14 protein-coding genes are annotated in these 15,071 nt (G+C 65.1%); 4 read left to right on the top strand and 10 right to left on the bottom strand.

What is annotated here, in order from left to right; translation table 11 throughout:
• Positions 1-40: 40 nt before the first annotated feature.
• Complete coding sequence (locus tag AB3X98_RS27065; RefSeq protein ID WP_028203286.1) at positions 41-532, bottom strand: Lrp/AsnC family transcriptional regulator; 492 nt, start codon at positions 530-532, stop codon at positions 41-43.
• 141 nt (positions 533-673) lie between these two features.
• Here AB3X98_RS27065 and phhA point away from each other — a divergent pair, with 141 nt between their 5' ends.
• Together phhA and AB3X98_RS27055 are read left to right on the top strand one after the other, a co-directional pair.
• Positions 674-1,567 (top strand): phenylalanine 4-monooxygenase, encoded by an 894-nt coding sequence (gene phhA / locus AB3X98_RS27060; protein WP_368603733.1) that lies wholly within the window; start codon positions 674-676, stop codon positions 1,565-1,567.
• Between the two features lie 86 nt (positions 1,568-1,653).
• On the top strand, positions 1,654-2,007 hold the full coding sequence (locus AB3X98_RS27055; RefSeq protein WP_256094713.1) for a 4a-hydroxytetrahydrobiopterin dehydratase: 354 nt from the start codon (positions 1,654-1,656) through the stop codon (positions 2,005-2,007).
• Between the two features lie 103 nt (positions 2,008-2,110).
• Here AB3X98_RS27055 and AB3X98_RS27050 read toward each other — a convergent pair whose 3' ends face one another.
• Positions 2,111-2,341, bottom strand: a complete 231-nt coding sequence (locus AB3X98_RS27050) for a DUF3717 domain-containing protein (RefSeq protein WP_069264749.1) — start codon at positions 2,339-2,341, stop codon at positions 2,111-2,113.
• A 106-nt stretch (positions 2,342-2,447) separates the two neighbouring features.
• On the opposite strand from AB3X98_RS27050, the gene AB3X98_RS27045 reads away from it, so the two are divergent.
• Together AB3X98_RS27045 and AB3X98_RS27040 are read left to right on the top strand one after the other, a co-directional pair.
• A complete protein-coding gene (locus AB3X98_RS27045; protein ID WP_027815974.1) occupies positions 2,448-3,134 on the top strand; it encodes a response regulator transcription factor in 687 nt (228 codons plus the stop codon).
• Positions 3,135-3,319: 185 nt separating this feature from the next.
• The gene (locus AB3X98_RS27040; RefSeq protein ID WP_368603734.1) at positions 3,320-4,888 is read left to right on the top strand and encodes a sensor histidine kinase; all 1,569 of its coding nucleotides are present in this window, start codon (positions 3,320-3,322) and stop codon (positions 4,886-4,888) included.
• Between the two features lie 79 nt (positions 4,889-4,967).
• Here the strand turns inward: AB3X98_RS27040 and AB3X98_RS27035 are convergent, their stop codons facing one another.
• The 8 genes from AB3X98_RS27035 to mnmC form a co-directional block, all read right to left on the bottom strand.
• Positions 4,968-5,474: an SET domain-containing protein gene (locus tag AB3X98_RS27035; protein WP_069264486.1), complete on the bottom strand. Its 507-nt coding sequence runs from the start codon at positions 5,472-5,474 to the stop codon at positions 4,968-4,970.
• Between the two features lie 291 nt (positions 5,475-5,765).
• A complete protein-coding gene (locus tag AB3X98_RS27030) occupies positions 5,766-6,878 on the bottom strand; it encodes an NADH:flavin oxidoreductase/NADH oxidase (protein ID WP_368603735.1) in 1,113 nt (370 codons plus the stop codon).
• Between the two features lie 121 nt (positions 6,879-6,999).
• Positions 7,000-7,728, bottom strand: a complete 729-nt coding sequence (locus AB3X98_RS27025; RefSeq protein ID WP_342949157.1) for a glutamine amidotransferase — start codon at positions 7,726-7,728, stop codon at positions 7,000-7,002.
• 260 nt (positions 7,729-7,988) lie between these two features.
• Positions 7,989-8,627, bottom strand: coding sequence for a MarR family winged helix-turn-helix transcriptional regulator (locus AB3X98_RS27020; RefSeq protein ID WP_069264492.1), 639 nt, complete (start codon positions 8,625-8,627; stop codon positions 7,989-7,991).
• Between the two features lie 776 nt (positions 8,628-9,403).
• Positions 9,404-10,519, bottom strand: coding sequence for a YbdK family carboxylate-amine ligase (locus tag AB3X98_RS27015; protein ID WP_069264494.1), 1,116 nt, complete (start codon positions 10,517-10,519; stop codon positions 9,404-9,406).
• Between the two features lie 55 nt (positions 10,520-10,574).
• The gene (locus AB3X98_RS27010; protein ID WP_069264496.1) at positions 10,575-11,780 is read right to left on the bottom strand and encodes a cation:proton antiporter; all 1,206 of its coding nucleotides are present in this window, start codon (positions 11,778-11,780) and stop codon (positions 10,575-10,577) included.
• A gap of 120 nt (positions 11,781-11,900) precedes the next feature.
• Positions 11,901-12,245 (bottom strand): hypothetical protein, encoded by a 345-nt coding sequence (locus tag AB3X98_RS27005; RefSeq protein ID WP_368603736.1) that lies wholly within the window; start codon positions 12,243-12,245, stop codon positions 11,901-11,903.
• Positions 12,246-12,714: 469 nt separating this feature from the next.
• Positions 12,715-14,697: a bifunctional tRNA (5-methylaminomethyl-2-thiouridine)(34)-methyltransferase MnmD/FAD-dependent 5-carboxymethylaminomethyl-2-thiouridine(34) oxidoreductase MnmC gene (mnmC, locus tag AB3X98_RS27000; protein WP_368610344.1), complete on the bottom strand. Its 1,983-nt coding sequence runs from the start codon at positions 14,695-14,697 to the stop codon at positions 12,715-12,717.
• Positions 14,698-15,071: the final 374 nt, after the last annotated feature.

The raw sequence follows: 15,071 nt of genomic DNA, 5'->3' as shown, positions 1-15,071 counted from the left end.
CGGGCCCTTGCGGCCCGCTACGCCTTCCCTCCCATGCCACTCACGCCGCCGGCGCGCCCGGCTCCAGATGCCCGAGCGGCAGCGGCCCGTTGCGCTTGAACGTGGTGAGCACGATGTTCGAGCGCACGCTGTCCACGCCGGGCACGCGCATGAGCTTCTTCATGACGAAGGTCGAGAGCGCGTTCAGATCGGGCGCGACGATGCGCAGCAAATAATCGGCGTCCCCCACCACGGCATGGCATTCGAGCACTTCGGGCAGCACGTCGATCTGCTGCTGGAACTGCTCGATGATCGAATCCCCATGATGCTTGAGCTTGAGGCTCGTGAACGCGGTCACGCCCAGCCCGAGCTTTTCGGGCCGCAGCACCACGCGATAGCCGTCGATCACCCCTGACGCCTCGAGGCGCTGCAGCCGCCTGCCGATCTGCGAGGGCGAGAGCGGCACCTGCTCGCCAAGCTGCTGATGGGTGGCGCGGCCAAAGCGCTGCAGCACGTCGAGCAGCGCCAGATCGAAATGGTCGAGTTCAAGCATGAATGGAGTCCGCATTAATTGACTGTATTGCGCTCGATTATTGCATACACCAGCCATAACCCATGGAGTACGCGCACATGCCGCGCGCCATCCGCTCTAGACTTGCATGACCGCAAGCCTTTTTAGTGGAGCGTTACGAACATGGTCGCCGCCACCGCGAAACTGCAGGAGCAGTTCGAAGCGGGTCTCACCACCCGTCCCGATTTCACGATCGACCAGCCGAGCGAGCGCTACGGCGCGGCCGATCACGCCGTCTGGGACCACCTCTACCGGCGCCAGCGCGCCCTGCTCGAAGGCCGCGCCTGCGACGCCTTCATGGAAGGCGCGTTGCGCATCGGCCTGAACGTTGCCCACGTTCCGTCCTTCGCGCAGGTGAGCGAGCGCCTGATGGCTGCAACCGGATGGCGCATCGTGGCCGTGCCGGGTCTCGTGCCCGAGCGCATCTTCTTCGAGCACCTGGCGAACCGGCGCTTTCCGGTCACCTGGTGGATGCGCCGTCCCGACCAGCTCGACTATCTGGACGAACCCGACTGTTTCCACGACCTGTTCGGCCATGTCCCTCTGCTCACCGACCCCACTTTCGCCGATGCGATTCACGTCTATGGCCGCGCTGCGCTCGGCGTCGAGGAGCGCGCGTTGCCGTTGCTCGCGCGGCTCTACTGGTACACGGTGGAGTTCGGCTTGATGCGCGACCCGAGTGCACCCTACGGCGTGAAGATCTACGGCGCCGGCATCGTCTCGAGCAAGGGCGAGACGCTATACAGCGTGGAGAGCGCGGCGCCCAACCGGCTCGCGTTCGACCTCGACCGCGTGCTGCGCACGCGCTATCGCATCGACACGTTCCAGAAGACCTACTTCGTAATCGACTCGTTCGCGCAGCTTTTCGACGCGCTGGGCGCGGGCATTGCTTCGCGTCTGGCTGATCCGGCGGCGCTCATCGCGGTGCAGCCGCACGCGGCCGGCGACGTGCTGCAAAGCGACACGATCATCACGCGCGGCACGCGCGAGGGCTGGCTCGACGACGGCGACGTCTGAACGACACGCGGGCTTTGCGCCGCAGCACGCGCGCGTTCCTTGATGCGAGCGCTCGCACGCGTGCCCCATACGTGAAAAAATGGCTGATCGGCTCACGGCGCACGCCGGGCCTCAAGCTCAATACAGGTGCAATGATGATCAACCGACTCACATCCGAAGAGCGCGCATCCGAACTCGCCGACCTGCGCGGCTGGCAGGCCGTCGCCGGCCGCGATGCGATCCAGCGCCATTTCCGCTTCGCCGACTTCAACGAAGCGTTCGGCTTCATGACGCGCGTCGCCATCAAGGCGCAGGAGATGAACCACCACCCCGAGTGGTTCAACGTCTACAACCGTGTGGAGATCACGCTTTCCACCCACGAAGCCGACGGCCTCACCTCGCGCGACATCGAACTCGCGCGCTTCATCGACTCGATCGCGCCGGGGCCGCTCAGCGCATAAGCAGCGGTACTAATCATGCGTACGCTGTGCGCACGGCGAGTGCACACAGCGAGCGCACAGCGCGCCGTGAAAGCATAATGCAGGGTGCGGGGCCTTCAAACCTTCAGCTTTGAAGGCTATTCTTGATGGATACGTAAGACTCCCAGGCAGCGCGGGCAATCGGGTCTAAACGTTCCGGTGATATCGTGTTCTGACGCTGTACAATCAGCAGCGCATAAGGCTTGGAGAGCGCACTTGCCTCCTGGCACAACGCGAGTTCATCGCCAATCGAAGGCGAGCGGTTGCGCCAGAAGTTGATCGCGGCTTCGAGTTCGGTGATTGAAATATCGGACATGTGGATCGTGATCGCGCAACCGTCGGGCTGTGCCTCGAGACCAGCAAGCGACGCTTCGCGAACTGCGTGCCTGAACGCTAAAACCCATTGTACTTGAGCGAATCCCATGCGACTCCTTCTGATCGAAGACGACCGCCCTATCGCACGCGGTATCCAGTCCAGCCTCGAACAAGCCGGCTTTACGGTCGACATGGTCCACGACGGCATCTTCGCCGAACAGGCCCTCACGCAAAATCGCCATGAGCTCGTGATCCTCGATCTGGGGCTGCCGGGCATCGACGGCATGACGCTGCTTTCGCGCTTTCGCCAGAGCAACCGGCATACGCCCGTGATCGTGCTCACCGCGCGCGACGAACTGAACGACCGCGTCCAGGGCCTGAATTCCGGCGCCGACGACTACATGCTCAAGCCGTTCGAACCGGCCGAGCTCGAAGCGCGCATTCGCGCCGTGATGCGCCGCAGCGGGCCGCACGGCGACGTGCCGCGCCCCGAAGTGTCGCTCGGCGGCGTGCGCCTGTCGGGCGTCGATCGCCGCATCTTCAACGACGACAAGCCGCTCGAACTCTCGCCGCGTGAGTTCGCGGTGCTCGAAATGCTGCTGCTGCGTCACGGCCGCGTGGTGAGCAAGGCGCAACTGCAGGACCACCTCACGCACTTCGGCGGCGACCTCGGCGACACCGCGATCGAAGTCTACGTGCACCGGGTGCGCAAGAAGCTGGAAAACTGCCGTGTCGAGATCGTCACGGTGCGCGGCTTCGGCTATCTGCTGCAGGAAATCCGCCAGGCGGCCTGATCCGCCTCGTTTTTCTGGGCAGCCAGCGGCGGCGGAGCAATCCGCCGCCGTTTGCGCTTGTAAGCGCCGGCTTCTGGCGTCTCACTGGCGCATCAGCCGCCACGCCCGCGGCCCGCGTACAATGGATCGGTCCCGTGCCGCGCACGCCGCCGCACCTACGATTCGTCATTCGCCCCGAAGCCATCATGCCCTCACCTGCCGCAACGAGCCTGCGGCGCACGCTGCTACGGCGCCTCGCCGCCCCGCTTTCGCTGCTCGCGCTGATGAGCGGCCTGATCGCCTATTGGCTCGCCTGGCAGTACACGCAGCACGTGGTCGACCGCTCACTCGCCGACCTCGCCACGGCCATCTCCCGGCAGATCCAGATCGCCGGCGACGATGCCGCCAATACCGTCCCGCCGCTCGCCCAGGCGATGTTTTCCGACCCCGTCGAGCACCTCGTCTATCGCATCAGCAACGGCGAAACGGAAATCGCGGGCGACCATGACCTGCCGCTGCAGGGCACCAACGTGCGCCGCATGCACTACGCGTACGTGTTCGAAACGATCTATCAGGGCGTAACCGTGCGTGTCGCCCAGGTGCGCGTGCCGCAGGCGCATGGCAACCCGATCGTCGTGGAAGTCGGTCAGCCGGTGCACCATCGCTTTCGCATCGCGGCCGAGTTTCTCGTCGCGATCATGATGCCGTTGCTGCTCCTGCTGCTCGCCGGCTGGGTCATCGTGTGGCGCGTGGTCAACCAGCAGCTCAACCCGCTCACCGCGCTCGCCGACTCGCTCAACCGCCAGACGCACACGTCCCTCGAACCGGTGGACGAGACCTACGTGCCCGTCGAGATCCGTCCGCTCACGGGCGCGCTGAACGCGCTGCTCGGCCGCCTGAAGACCGCGCTCGACGCGCAGCGCAAGTTCATCGCCGACGCCGCCCATCAGCTGCGTACGCCGCTCACGGCGGTGAAGCTGCACGCCGAGCAGGCCGTGAACGCGCGCGAGCCGCAGAAGGTCACCGACGCGGTGCGCGAGCTGCGTGCGGCCGCCGACCGCGCGGTGCGTCTGTCCAATCAACTGCTTTCGCTCGCGCGTGCGGAGCCGGGTGAACAGGCTGCGCGCTTCGTCGATATCGACATGGCCGCGCTCGCCTTCGAAACAGGCGCCGAGTGGGTGCCGCGGGCGCTGGCGAGCCACGTCGACCTCGGCTTCCAGCGCCTCGACGATCCCGAAAACGACACGCCGTTGATGGTGCGCGGCAACCCCGTGCTGCTGCACGAGGTCATCGCGAATCTGCTCGACAACGCGCTCAAGTATTTGCCGCCCGTGCGTCTCGAAGGCGCGCGCATCACCGTCACCGTTTCGCAGTCCTCCGCGGACGGCGTGCCGATGGCCGAGATCGTCGTGGAAGACAACGGCGGCGGCGTGCCCGCTTCGCAGCAGGCGGATCTCTTCAAGCGCTTCTTCCGCGGCGACGGTCAGAGCGAAAGCGGTGTCGATAGCGGCGCGGGCTTGGGCCTCGCGATCGTGCACGACATCATGACGCTGCACCGGGGAAGTGTGCATTACGAAGATGCCCCCGAAGGCGGCGCGCGTTTCATCGTGCGTGTGCCGCTCGCGCATCGCGGCATCCCTGGCGGCAAGGACGCCAACGACCGCAGTGACAGCAAGGAGGCCGCCGCCTTCGAGGCCGCCCACCTGCATACGGTCGAGGCCGGCGAGGCGCCGCGCGAGAAGAAACCGAGCCACCAGGCGAGCATCGATCTCTGACGCTGCAGGCGCCGGGAAAATGATAAGGGCCGCTCATGCGGCCCTTATGCTTGATACGGTGCGACGCGCGCTGCGCCGTTTACTTCTTCTTTTTGCTCTTGCCTTTCGACGCTTTCGCGCCCTTCCCGGACTTGTCGTCGTCGGGCGGCGCGAGCATCGTGCCGCGACACTTGCGGGCGCCGCATCGGCATTCGTATTCGCGTTTGAGCTTCTTCGTCTGCTTCGCGTCGATCACGAGGCCGTAGTCGTAGAAAAGCTCCTCGCCTTCAGCGATATCGCGCAGCGCGTGAATATAGACGTGTCCTTCGATTTCCTCGGCTTCGCAATTCGGCGCGCACGAATGATTGATCCAGCGCGCGCTGTTGCCCTTCACCTTGCCGTCGATCACGTCACCGTCGTCCAGCGCGAAATAGAACGTGTGATTCGGTTCGTCAGGATTATGCGGATGACGCCGCAGCGCTTCCTTCCAGGAGATGCGCTCGCCCTTGTATTCGATCAGTCGTTCGCCGGTCGCAATGGGGACCGCCGCAAACACGCCCTTGCCGTGCACGCCCGACTGGCGCACGACGATCCTGCGTTCACTCATTGAATGAATCCTTGTGAAGTACTGGGGGAGACTGTCCCGGTCATGACAGGCGGCGTGGAACCTGTCCCTCCGCGCGCCGCCCGCGGCTCTCTCATGAAGCCGTGCCTGGCGATCTGCCTGGCCTTGCATCGGCCCTTGCATCCCGGCTCGTCGCGCTCCGTACGCAAACGCGGCGCCGATTGGGCGCCGCGTTCATGCGACGCCCGGCGCGCCACAGACGGCATCGTACACGCTCGCGCCTCTTTCGTTCAACCCATATGCGCCGTGAGAAACCGCCACGCGCAGCGTGTCTCAGCGCTGGCCGAGCGTCGTCTCGCCGAACAGCTTCTTCAACTCGCGCGGTTGCGAGCGCCAGTATTGCGGCGGCGCGCTCACGCTCGCGCCGAGTTGCGCCGCGGCGTGCCATGGCCAGCGCGGATCGTAGAGCATCGCGCGCGCCATCGCGATCATGTCGGCTTCGCCGTCTTCGACGATCTGATTGGCCTGCAAGGCGTCGGTGATGAGGCCCACCGCAATCGTCGTCATGCCCGTTTCGGCCTTCACCTTGCGCGCGAACGGCACCTGATAGCCGGGCTCGAGCGGGATCTTCTGCAGCGGCGACACGCCGCCCGACGACACGTCGATCCAGTCCGCGCCGCGCGCCTTGAGCGCCTGCGCGAGGACGACGGTGTCCTCGGGAGTCCAGCCGCCATCGACCCAATCCGTTGCCGAAACGCGCACGCCGATCGGGCGATCGGCAGGAAATTCGGCGCGCACCGCGTCGAACACTTCGAGCGGAAAGCGCATGCGGTTTTCGCGCGAGCCGCCGTATTCGTCGCTGCGCTGGTTCGCGATCGGCGAGAGAAATTGGTGCAGCAAATAGCCGTGCGCCGCGTGGATTTCGAGGGCGTCGATGCCAAGACGCGCAGCGCGGCGCGCCGTGGCCACGAACGCATCGCGCACGCGATTCAGACCCGCGACGTCGAGTGCGAGCGGCGGCGCCTCGCCTTCCTTGTGCGCGAGCGCCGAAGGCGCGTGCGGCAGCCACCCGCCGTCGGCGACCGGAATCAGCTGGCCGCCCTCCCAGGGCACATGACTCGACGCCTTGCGACCCGCGTGCGAGATCTGCATGGCGATGCGGATCGGCGAGCGGCGGCGGATAGCGGCGATCACGGGCTCGAGTGCGGCTTCGGTCACGTCGTCCCACAGGCCGAGACAGCCCGGCGTGATGCGGCCGTCCGGTTCGACGGCCGTCGCTTCGATGCAGAGCATCGCGGCGCCCGAAAGCGCCAGGTGGCCGAGATGGATCATGTGCCAGTCGTTGGCTTCGCCGCGCTCGGCGGAGTACTGGCACATCGGCGAAACGACGATGCGATTGGGGAGCGTCACGCCACGCAGTTCGAGCGGACTGAAGAGCTTGCTCATGGGAGGTCCCCGGACGGTTGGCAGAAGCGTCCGAGAATAGCACGCGCTTTTTTCACGCGTTCGACAAGGCACACGACGCGTGCGCCGGCGCGAAGTGGATCAGGCTCGGTTCAGGCGCGCGTCAGGGTTGGCGCGCGGCCATCTGGGCGTCGACGGCATCGAGCCATTCGCCGAACATGCGGCTCGCCTGCGCTTCGAGGAGCGGCCCGTGGCGCGCCGTGTCGTCGCGCAGCGCGTTCACGTCCACGCCCGCGCCGGCGATTTCGGCGGCATGACCGATCAGCCAGGGCTCGAAGCGGTCGGCGCGCACTTCGGGGTGGCACTGCAGGCCGAGCACGTTATCGCTCCAGGCAAACGCCTGGTTCTCGCAGAGCGGCGTGGAAGCGAGCCGCGTGGCGCCCTGCGGCAGATCGAAGGTATCGCCATGCCAGTGCAGCATGGAGGTCGCCGCGCCGTCGAGGTGCTGCAGCGGCGAGGCGCGGCCGGCGTCGGTGAGCGTGAGCGGCGTCCAGCCGATCTCGGGCTGGGGTCCCGCATACACGCGCGCCCCGAGCACGCGCGCAATGAGCTGCGCGCCGAGGCAGATGCCGAGCGTAGGCAGACCCGCCGCGATGCGCTTTTCGATCATCGCGGCAAGGGGAACGAGGGTGGGATAGCGCGCGTCGTCGCACGCGTTGATCGGTCCACCGAGCACGACCATGAGCGACGCCGACAAGGGATTGAGCGCGCCGACGCGGGCGAAGCCGACATCGACGTAGCGCACGGGGCGGCCGCGGTCGCCGAGCACGCGCTCGAAGCTGCCGAGGTCCTCGAAATAGACATGGCGCACAGCCAATACTTCGCGATTCATCGGCACATTCCCGGGTCGGCTGTGGACGGCATGCACGTCACCGCTTTTTCACGGCGCCTGCGAACGTTTGCGCCAACGGTCGTGACAAATACTTGTGGCAAATACTTGTGGCAAATACTTGCGAGAACTACGCAAATTGCCATGCACGCGTTTGATGCACGCAAAGTCCGCACGCCAACGACCGCGCGATGCTTTGCATTACCGTGCATTACATGCGTTGCGCGCGCCGCCCGCATGGGGGCGGCGGCGCAGCTTCGGCCTTAAACCGCGAAGATCTTCCAGTTTTTCTTCTGGGTCGTCACGTCGGCCTGTTCGTAGACCGAGCAATCGAGACGCAGATCCGTGTCAGCCATGTCGATATTCAGGAGCTGGCAGTGATGCGGCGTCTTCTTCGGGTTCTTGCTCGGCTCGAAATGCGAGCAGGTCAGGCACATGCGGTGCTGCGGGCTGGTTTCCTGCGATTCGAGCAGATAAACCGTCTTGAGCAGCGAGCGATACAGCGTGGACTGCTCGTCCGCCTTCAGCGTGCCGACCGCCTTCGACAGGAAGTCGGGCCACTGCGAGGCCTTTTTCGCCGCCGTGCGGCCGCGCGAGGTGAGACGCACCGCGAGCGCGCGGCCGTCGTCGAGCGCACGGCGCTTTTCGACGAGCCCCTTGGTTTCGAGCGTGCTCACCGCATCGCTGGTGGTCGCGGCCGTGAGGGCCGTTTCACGCGCGATCTCGCCGAGGCGCATCGGCCCCTTACGCTGCATCAGCAGCACGAGAATTTCGCCCTGGGTAGGCGTGAGGCCTGCCCCTTCGGCCCAGTCCCACGCCTGGCTCCGCATTGCCGTGCTAAGTCGCAGCAGGCTATGGGTCACCCGCCCGGCTGCCTGCTCTCCGTATACGCCTTCGCTCATAGTCTTTCGCTGGTTATTGGCAGCTTGCGCTGCATCGTCAGCCGCCGCTTTGACCGACGGCCTGTGGGAACGCTGGCGCCCGGTTCCCCGAGCGCCGCACCATCTCAAAAAATCCTGCTTCGCATACGTCATCGTATGCGTTGCACTGTCATGTTTCTTGCCGCAGGCCCCGAAAACATCCTTCAAGTCCCGACGCCAGTGCAGCAAACCGACATTCTATGCGAGAGCGGCAAATCGCACAGCTAACTTATCCAACGTGAATTGTGGATAACCCGTTGATAAGCACGCTATTGCCTTGTGTACAGGTTCCTCGCTGCTCGCCGTCGTCGCCCCGCGACCCATGCAGGTTATCGCGGATTTCTGTCTCGAACGCAACTGGAATCTGCCCGATCGGGCCTAACCAATCATTACGTAGTCCATTGAGTTTGCAGGGAAAACGAAGGTTACCCACAAAGGCCTGGGCTATTTGACCTTGAATATGGACCATGTCGGGACCCAGGTCAAAAAAATAAGAACCCCCAGGTACCTCGAAGGCGGCAAAAAAATTTTCGTCCAGCTCGAAAAAATTGGCGTGCGGAACCAACGCAACCCTTTTTTGGCCCGCTTTTCACACCCTGCCTGCCGGTTTTCCGGTCCCCCAAAGCACGAAGGGCAGCCCGAAAGCTGCCCTTGCATCCTGTTTTGCCGGCGCGGGGCGTGCTTCCGACACCTCCTGCCCCCCGCAAAAATCGGTCAGTGGTCCTGTCTGTCCGCCGGCTCCCTCTTTTCGATTCCCATCAGGCGCGCCAGCGCAGGCACTGCTGGCGCACCGCTTCATGCAGCGATTTTTCCTCGGCCACCACGCTGCGCAGCCACGTGGCGTCGTTGTTCTGCGCACGGGCGATCGTGCCGATTTCGGTGAGCGCGCGCGTCGAGCCGAGCACTTCGCCGTGCGGGGCGATCCGGTCCAGCGTTTCGAGGATGTCTTCGGAAATCGTGCGGCGCTCGCCCGTTTGCGGATTCACGCAGGTGCCGGCGAGGCCGAAGCGGCACGCCTGGAATCGGTTGAACGTGTACACGAGGTAGTCGTCCTCGAGCGGCGCGATCGGTCGATCGGTGAGCAGATGGCGCGCGAGCGTCTGGATGTAGCAGGCGATCGCGGCGGCGCGCTCCACCGAAAGCGGCGTATCCATCACGCGCACCTCGATCGTACCGAAGCCGGGTTTCGGGCGGATGTCCCAGTAGAAGTCTTTCATGCTGTTGACAACACCCGTGTGCACCATCTTCGAGAAGTACTCCTTGAACTCCTCCCAGCTCAGCACGAACGGCGCGCGGCCCGACAGCGGAAACGCGAACACGGAATTCAGTCGTGCCGAATGAAATCCGGTGTCCACCCCCTGGACATAGGGCGACGACGCCGAGAGCGCGATGAAATGCGGGATGAAGCGCGAAAGCGAGTGCAGCAGGAAGAGCGCGCTGTCCGCATCCGGGCAGCCGATATGCACGTGCTGGCCGAACACCGTGAACTGCTTCGCCAGGTAGCCGTACAGTTCGGACAGATACTGAAAGCGCGGCGTATCGACGATGCGCCGGTCGCTCCATTGCTGGAACGCGTGGGTACCGCCGCCGCACAGGCCGACGTTGAGACGATCGGCCGCGGCGACTAGCGTGTCGCGAATCTTGCGCAGATCGGCCACAGCCTGCTCGTGATTCGTGCAGATGCCGGTGGAGAGTTCGATCATGCTTTCGGTGATTTCGGGCGTGATGTTGCCCGGAATCTCCTGATCTTTGACGAGGCGCATGAGGTCGCTCCCCGCCTTGGTCAGATCGTAGTCGTGCGTGTTGACGATCTGCATTTCGAGTTCGACGCCGAATGTAAACGGCTTCGAATCGACAAACGTTTCAAGTGACATGGCGTTTCCTGTCGGGGCGTCGCGCGCAAGCCGCCGGCCGCGCGCGCCGCGAGATTCATTTTTCGCCGCGTTCGCCGACGAGCGCGAGCGCGCGATAGACCACCCAGGGGCCGAAGAGCTGCAGCACGACGATCGAGCAAAGAATGATCGCGCGCAGGCGCGGATCGAACGTCGGATAGAGCTCGTAGGTGTCCTCGACGAGCAGCAGCGCGAGTGCCGACATCGGCGTCAAGGCAAGGCCGAGCGCCACACCCTGCTTCCAGTGCAGCCCGCTCGGCTTCGCGAACATCAGCACGCCGACGAGCTTGGCCGCGACACGGGCGACGATCAGCCCCGCCGCCGCCGCGCCGCCCACGAGAATGTCGTGCCACTCGAAGGCGGTGAGCGTGAGCACGAACAGAATCACCGTGAGCAGCCATCCGGCCGTGCCGAAATGCTGCGGCCACAGCTGCGGACGCGGCTCCAGATTCTTCACGATGATGCCCGCGGCAAGCAGGCTCAGGATCGTCGAGAGCTTGAGCAGGTGCGCAATGGCGATCGCCAGCAGCACGAGGCCGAAGAGCGCGACGAACGAGTGCTCGTCCTGCGGGCTCAGCCGGCGGTAAAACAGCGTGCAAGCACGGGCGAGCACGAACGCGAGAATCAGCGAGCCGATCAGCAGATAAAGCGGCTGCAGGATCGTCGCGAACACGTTGCCGTACATCTCCTGATGCAGCCAGGTCGAGGCGAGCTTTTCCACGATCACCGCATACATGCTGTTGAGCGCCGTGAGCGTGAGCAGGCGCTGCGTGACCTGGCCTTCTGCGCGCAGCTCAGTCTTGAGCTGGATCACCATGGCAGGCGACGTCGCCATGGCGATCGCCGACACGACGAGCGCGATCATCGTCGGCACGGAAAGGAACAGCAGCACCGCGAGCACGAGCACGAAGGTGAGCGAGGACTCGGCAAGGCTCGACAGGATGAGCCAGGGATTGCGGCGGATCCAGCGCAGGTCGAGACGGCTGCCCAGTTCGAACAGCAGCAGGCCGAGCGCGACGTCGAGCAGCGGCCGCGCGGCCGTGCCGACATCGGCGTCGATCACGCCGAACCCGGCCGATCCGGCAATGAGCCCGATCACCCCATAGCCCGAGATCCGCGGCAAGCGCCACGCCCGATAACAAAGCTCGCCGCACAAACCGGCGGCGAGCAGCGCGAGCCCGGCCCAGAAAATTCCGTCGAGCTGCAACGGCCAGGCGGGAAAAAACGAAAACGCCGACTTCATCGTGGTGGCTTCTCCTTGGCAACGACATCTTGCGTGGGATCGAATCCGGCTGTCCGACGTTGGATCGACATACGACCGGCTAACAGGCAAGCCGCGTGCCGCACGAGGCGAACGACACCTCTACTCCCCATCCGTTGTCTGCTTGCTCTGCGCCTGGCGCTGCGCCAATCGATGCAGCCGGCTGGCCCGACGATATGACAACTGGGCGAGCTGGCGAATACGCGCTTCCTGCGGCGAGTGCGGACGAACCGTGCGGCAAAACGCTGCGACAAAGCAGCCGGCACATGGCGGTGCGGCGAACAACCGGTACGGGCGCTTGCGTGCGGTGTGGCTGCGCCCGCGTTGGATGAACGAACGCTGCCGTCCACCCTGAGCACTCAGATTCAGGATGAGGGGCAACCGTTCCTTGGATGCGTCGACCGTCTGCTGCGGCATTTGACGCGGAAAGAACGGCGATTGTGCCATAGCTTTTTTGCAATTGCCCCACCGCGTCGAAAGCATCGACAAAGACGGTAATAGCGTCCTCATTGTGCACTTTTGGCGACGTATGCGGAAAAAATGACCGCATCGGGTGGGGCGGCTTTCGTCTGGTTTTTCAAGCCCGGCTGGATCGTCTTTGCCGACAGCGATGGCGCGAGCTTGGGGTTTACTGTTTACCGTATGTATACGTAGTAGAAGTTAACAAGGGCCTGGATTTCCTGTGGATAACCGGGGTTTACTGAAAGGAATCCGAGAGTTGGCGTTCGCACAACCGCGCGCAAAGCATGTGCGGTCCATGCGCACTTCGAAGAGTAACTTTTGGGCCTGGAACGGGGCGTGCTGAGTTACCCCGTTTACGTCCACACCGCTTCCACACTCGATTCGCTGGCAATTCGCGCGGTTATCCACAGATTGGCGTGGATAACCCGGGGCGGCGCTTGCCCGTGTGGGGCGATTAAAGACTGCGCTGGCGCAAGGCGCGCTGGAGGAAGCGCGCCGGATCCAGCTGGTCCGCAAGTTCCCGCTCCAGCGGCCACGGCTCGCCTTCCAGCTGGGACGCGATCAGCTCCGCCCCGAGCCCCGCCCACACGAGCCCGCGCGAGCCAAACGCATACGCGCCGTAGAGGCCGCTTGCGCGCGGCAGGTCGAGCGGCCATGCGCCGGCCAGACGCTGGGCGTCGCGGCGGGCGGCGTCTTCGTCGGCGAGCGGGCCGAGCATCGGCATGCGGTCGCTGGTGACGCAGCGGAACGCCACGCGGCCCGCGAAATCGCGCTCGCCCGCGCTTTGGGCCGCGGCAAGCTCGGGGAGCATGTGCGCGACACGTTCGATGTTCTCGGTATGGCCGGCGGCGCGCAGCGCGCCGTCGGCGTCGTCGACTTCGTAGGTGGCGCCCGCGAGCGTAACGCCGCCGTCTAGCGGCACCGCATAGCCCTCGCCGATCACGGGTACGCGCAGGTTCGCGAGCGAGCTGGGATCGACGAGCGTGAGCTGGCCGCGCACGATGCGGGTGGGCGCATGTGCGAGCGCGGCGGCGCGCGAGGCGTCCTGGGCGTTGGCGAAGATCACCGCGCCCGCGTGGGCGACGAGCCGTCCGGCGTCGTCGAACACCTGCCATTCGCCGGATTCCTGTTCGCCGGCGCGGGCAATGTGACCGATACGCACCCCGAAACGTGTCTCGACCTGCGCGCCGGGCAGCGCGGCGGCGAAGGCGCATTGGGCGCGGCAGAGCGTTGCCGGGTCGATCGCGCCGCCCTGCGGATAGAACCACCCGCCCTGATTGAGCGCGACGCCGGCGAGCGCCTGGGCTTGCTCGCGCGTGACGGCGCTTACGAATTCTTCGGGATAGCCGAACGATTCCAGCGCAGCGGCGACGGCGCGCGATTCGTCGTCAGTGGCGAGATGGAGCAAGCCGGCGTGCGAGCGCCTGGGCGCATGGCCGGCGGCTTCGAGCGCGGCCCAGCGTTGCAGCGCGTAGAGAAACCCCCCGCGCGTGATGCGCGACGCGCTGCTGTCGTCACGCGAAATCAGCGGATGAAACACGCCGGCCGGATTGCCCGATGCCTCGAGCGCGGGCGCGGCGTTGCGTTCGACGAGTGTCACACGCCAGCCGCGCACGGCCAGCCGCTCGACGAGCGCGCAGCCGGCGAGTCCCGCTCCCACGACGACGGCGTGCCGCTCGCGCAGCGCAAGCGGCAGGGGCGGCTCGTAGCGGCGCACTCGCCAGCGCGGCGCGAAGCGTCCGACCAGCATCGCCCACTTGCCGTTGAAGCCTTCCACCTTGCGGAATTCAAAGCCGTTTTGCTCCAGCGCGCGCTTGACGTCGCCCGAACTGCTCCAGGTCGCGAAGGTGGCGTCCTCGCCGGCGATGCGCGCGAGCGCCTTGAAAATGACCGGCGACCAGAGGTCGGGATTCTTCGCCGGAGCGAAGCCGTCGAGGTAGATCGCATCGGCGCGCATCCACATTTTGGGAAATACCTCGAGTGCATCGCCGAAAGCGAGCGTGAGCGTGACGCGTCCGCCCTCGAATTCGAGGCGATGGGTGCCCGGCACGAGCATCGGCCAGGCGTTCACGAGTTCGTGCGCGAGCGGCGCTTCGCGTGCGTGTGCAACGACTGCGTCGAGCGCACTTTTCAGGTCGTTGCGCGCGAACGGATGTTTTTCCACCGAAACGAAATGCAGGCGTTCGCAGCGCGCCGGATCGTCGCGCCATGCCGACCACGTGGCGAGAAAATTCACGCCCATGCCGAAGCCGGTTTCGACCACGGTGAAGATCCGCCTGTCTTGCCAGCGCTGCGGCAGCGCGTTGCCTCTCAGAAAGACGGCTTGAGCCTGTGCGAATGCGCCGGCAGTGCTGTGATAAACGTCGCCATAGATGGGCGAAAACGGCGTGCCGTCTTCCCGGAAGGCGAGCGTGGCGGGTGTCAGGGTGGCGGTCATGAGGAACGCGAAGCCAGAGGTGAGGAGAAAACGGACAAGCAGCGCGGCTGGAAAAAGCGTGTGACGAAGGCGGATCGCGTTGCCGCAAACGCTTGCCGGGCCGGCGTTTGCGCGCATGCTGCGTTGGCGCGGCGCAACGCGTGCGGCGGCAAAAACGTCGCAGGCGGGGGGATTTGCGGGGGTGGACACCCCAAAAAGGTCTACAAGCTCCAAAAAACCCGCATTTCCCGCGCGAAATCTTCGAAACCCTTGTCGTTATTGGGTTTGCGCTGCGCTATCATAGCAAGCGCCGCCCAGGGAAGCGGCAGCACGGACGTTGCGGCATCAGACACACGCTAGTCGCCGCAACGCGAAAATGCCGGGGTGCTCCGGGT

Origin of the sequence: Paraburkholderia sp. BR14312 (genome assembly GCF_040948675.1) — a bacterium.
GTDB classification, from domain to species: Bacteria; Pseudomonadota; Gammaproteobacteria; order Burkholderiales; family Burkholderiaceae; genus Paraburkholderia; species Paraburkholderia nodosa_A.
Note: the sequence above shows the minus strand (reverse complement) of the source record. Positions and strands in the feature narration are given on the sequence as shown.

What these genes read in the sequence shown, in the direction of transcription:
- AB3X98_RS27065 (WP_028203286.1), bottom strand. Translation starts at nt 532, where the DNA reads ATGCTTGAACTCGACCATTTCGATCTGGCGCTGCTCGACGTGCTGCAG.
- phhA (WP_368603733.1), top strand. Translation starts at nt 674, where the DNA reads ATGGTCGCCGCCACCGCGAAACTGCAGGAGCAGTTCGAAGCGGGTCTC.
- AB3X98_RS27050 (WP_069264749.1), bottom strand. Translation starts at nt 2,341, where the DNA reads ATGTCCGATATTTCAATCACCGAACTCGAAGCCGCGATCAACTTCTGG.
- AB3X98_RS27045 (WP_027815974.1), top strand. Translation starts at nt 2,448, where the DNA reads ATGCGACTCCTTCTGATCGAAGACGACCGCCCTATCGCACGCGGTATC.
- AB3X98_RS27040 (WP_368603734.1), top strand. Translation starts at nt 3,320, where the DNA reads ATGCCCTCACCTGCCGCAACGAGCCTGCGGCGCACGCTGCTACGGCGC.
- AB3X98_RS27035 (WP_069264486.1), bottom strand. Translation starts at nt 5,474, where the DNA reads ATGAGTGAACGCAGGATCGTCGTGCGCCAGTCGGGCGTGCACGGCAAG.
- AB3X98_RS27030 (WP_368603735.1), bottom strand. Translation starts at nt 6,878, where the DNA reads ATGAGCAAGCTCTTCAGTCCGCTCGAACTGCGTGGCGTGACGCTCCCC.
- AB3X98_RS27025 (WP_342949157.1), bottom strand. Translation starts at nt 7,728, where the DNA reads ATGAATCGCGAAGTATTGGCTGTGCGCCATGTCTATTTCGAGGACCTC.
- AB3X98_RS27020 (WP_069264492.1), bottom strand. Translation starts at nt 8,627, where the DNA reads ATGAGCGAAGGCGTATACGGAGAGCAGGCAGCCGGGCGGGTGACCCAT.
- AB3X98_RS27015 (WP_069264494.1), bottom strand. Translation starts at nt 10,519, where the DNA reads ATGTCACTTGAAACGTTTGTCGATTCGAAGCCGTTTACATTCGGCGTC.
- AB3X98_RS27010 (WP_069264496.1), bottom strand. Translation starts at nt 11,780, where the DNA reads ATGAAGTCGGCGTTTTCGTTTTTTCCCGCCTGGCCGTTGCAGCTCGAC.
- AB3X98_RS27005 (WP_368603736.1), bottom strand. Translation starts at nt 12,245, where the DNA reads ATGGCACAATCGCCGTTCTTTCCGCGTCAAATGCCGCAGCAGACGGTC.
- mnmC (WP_368610344.1), bottom strand. Translation starts at nt 14,697, where the DNA reads ATGACCGCCACCCTGACACCCGCCACGCTCGCCTTCCGGGAAGACGGC.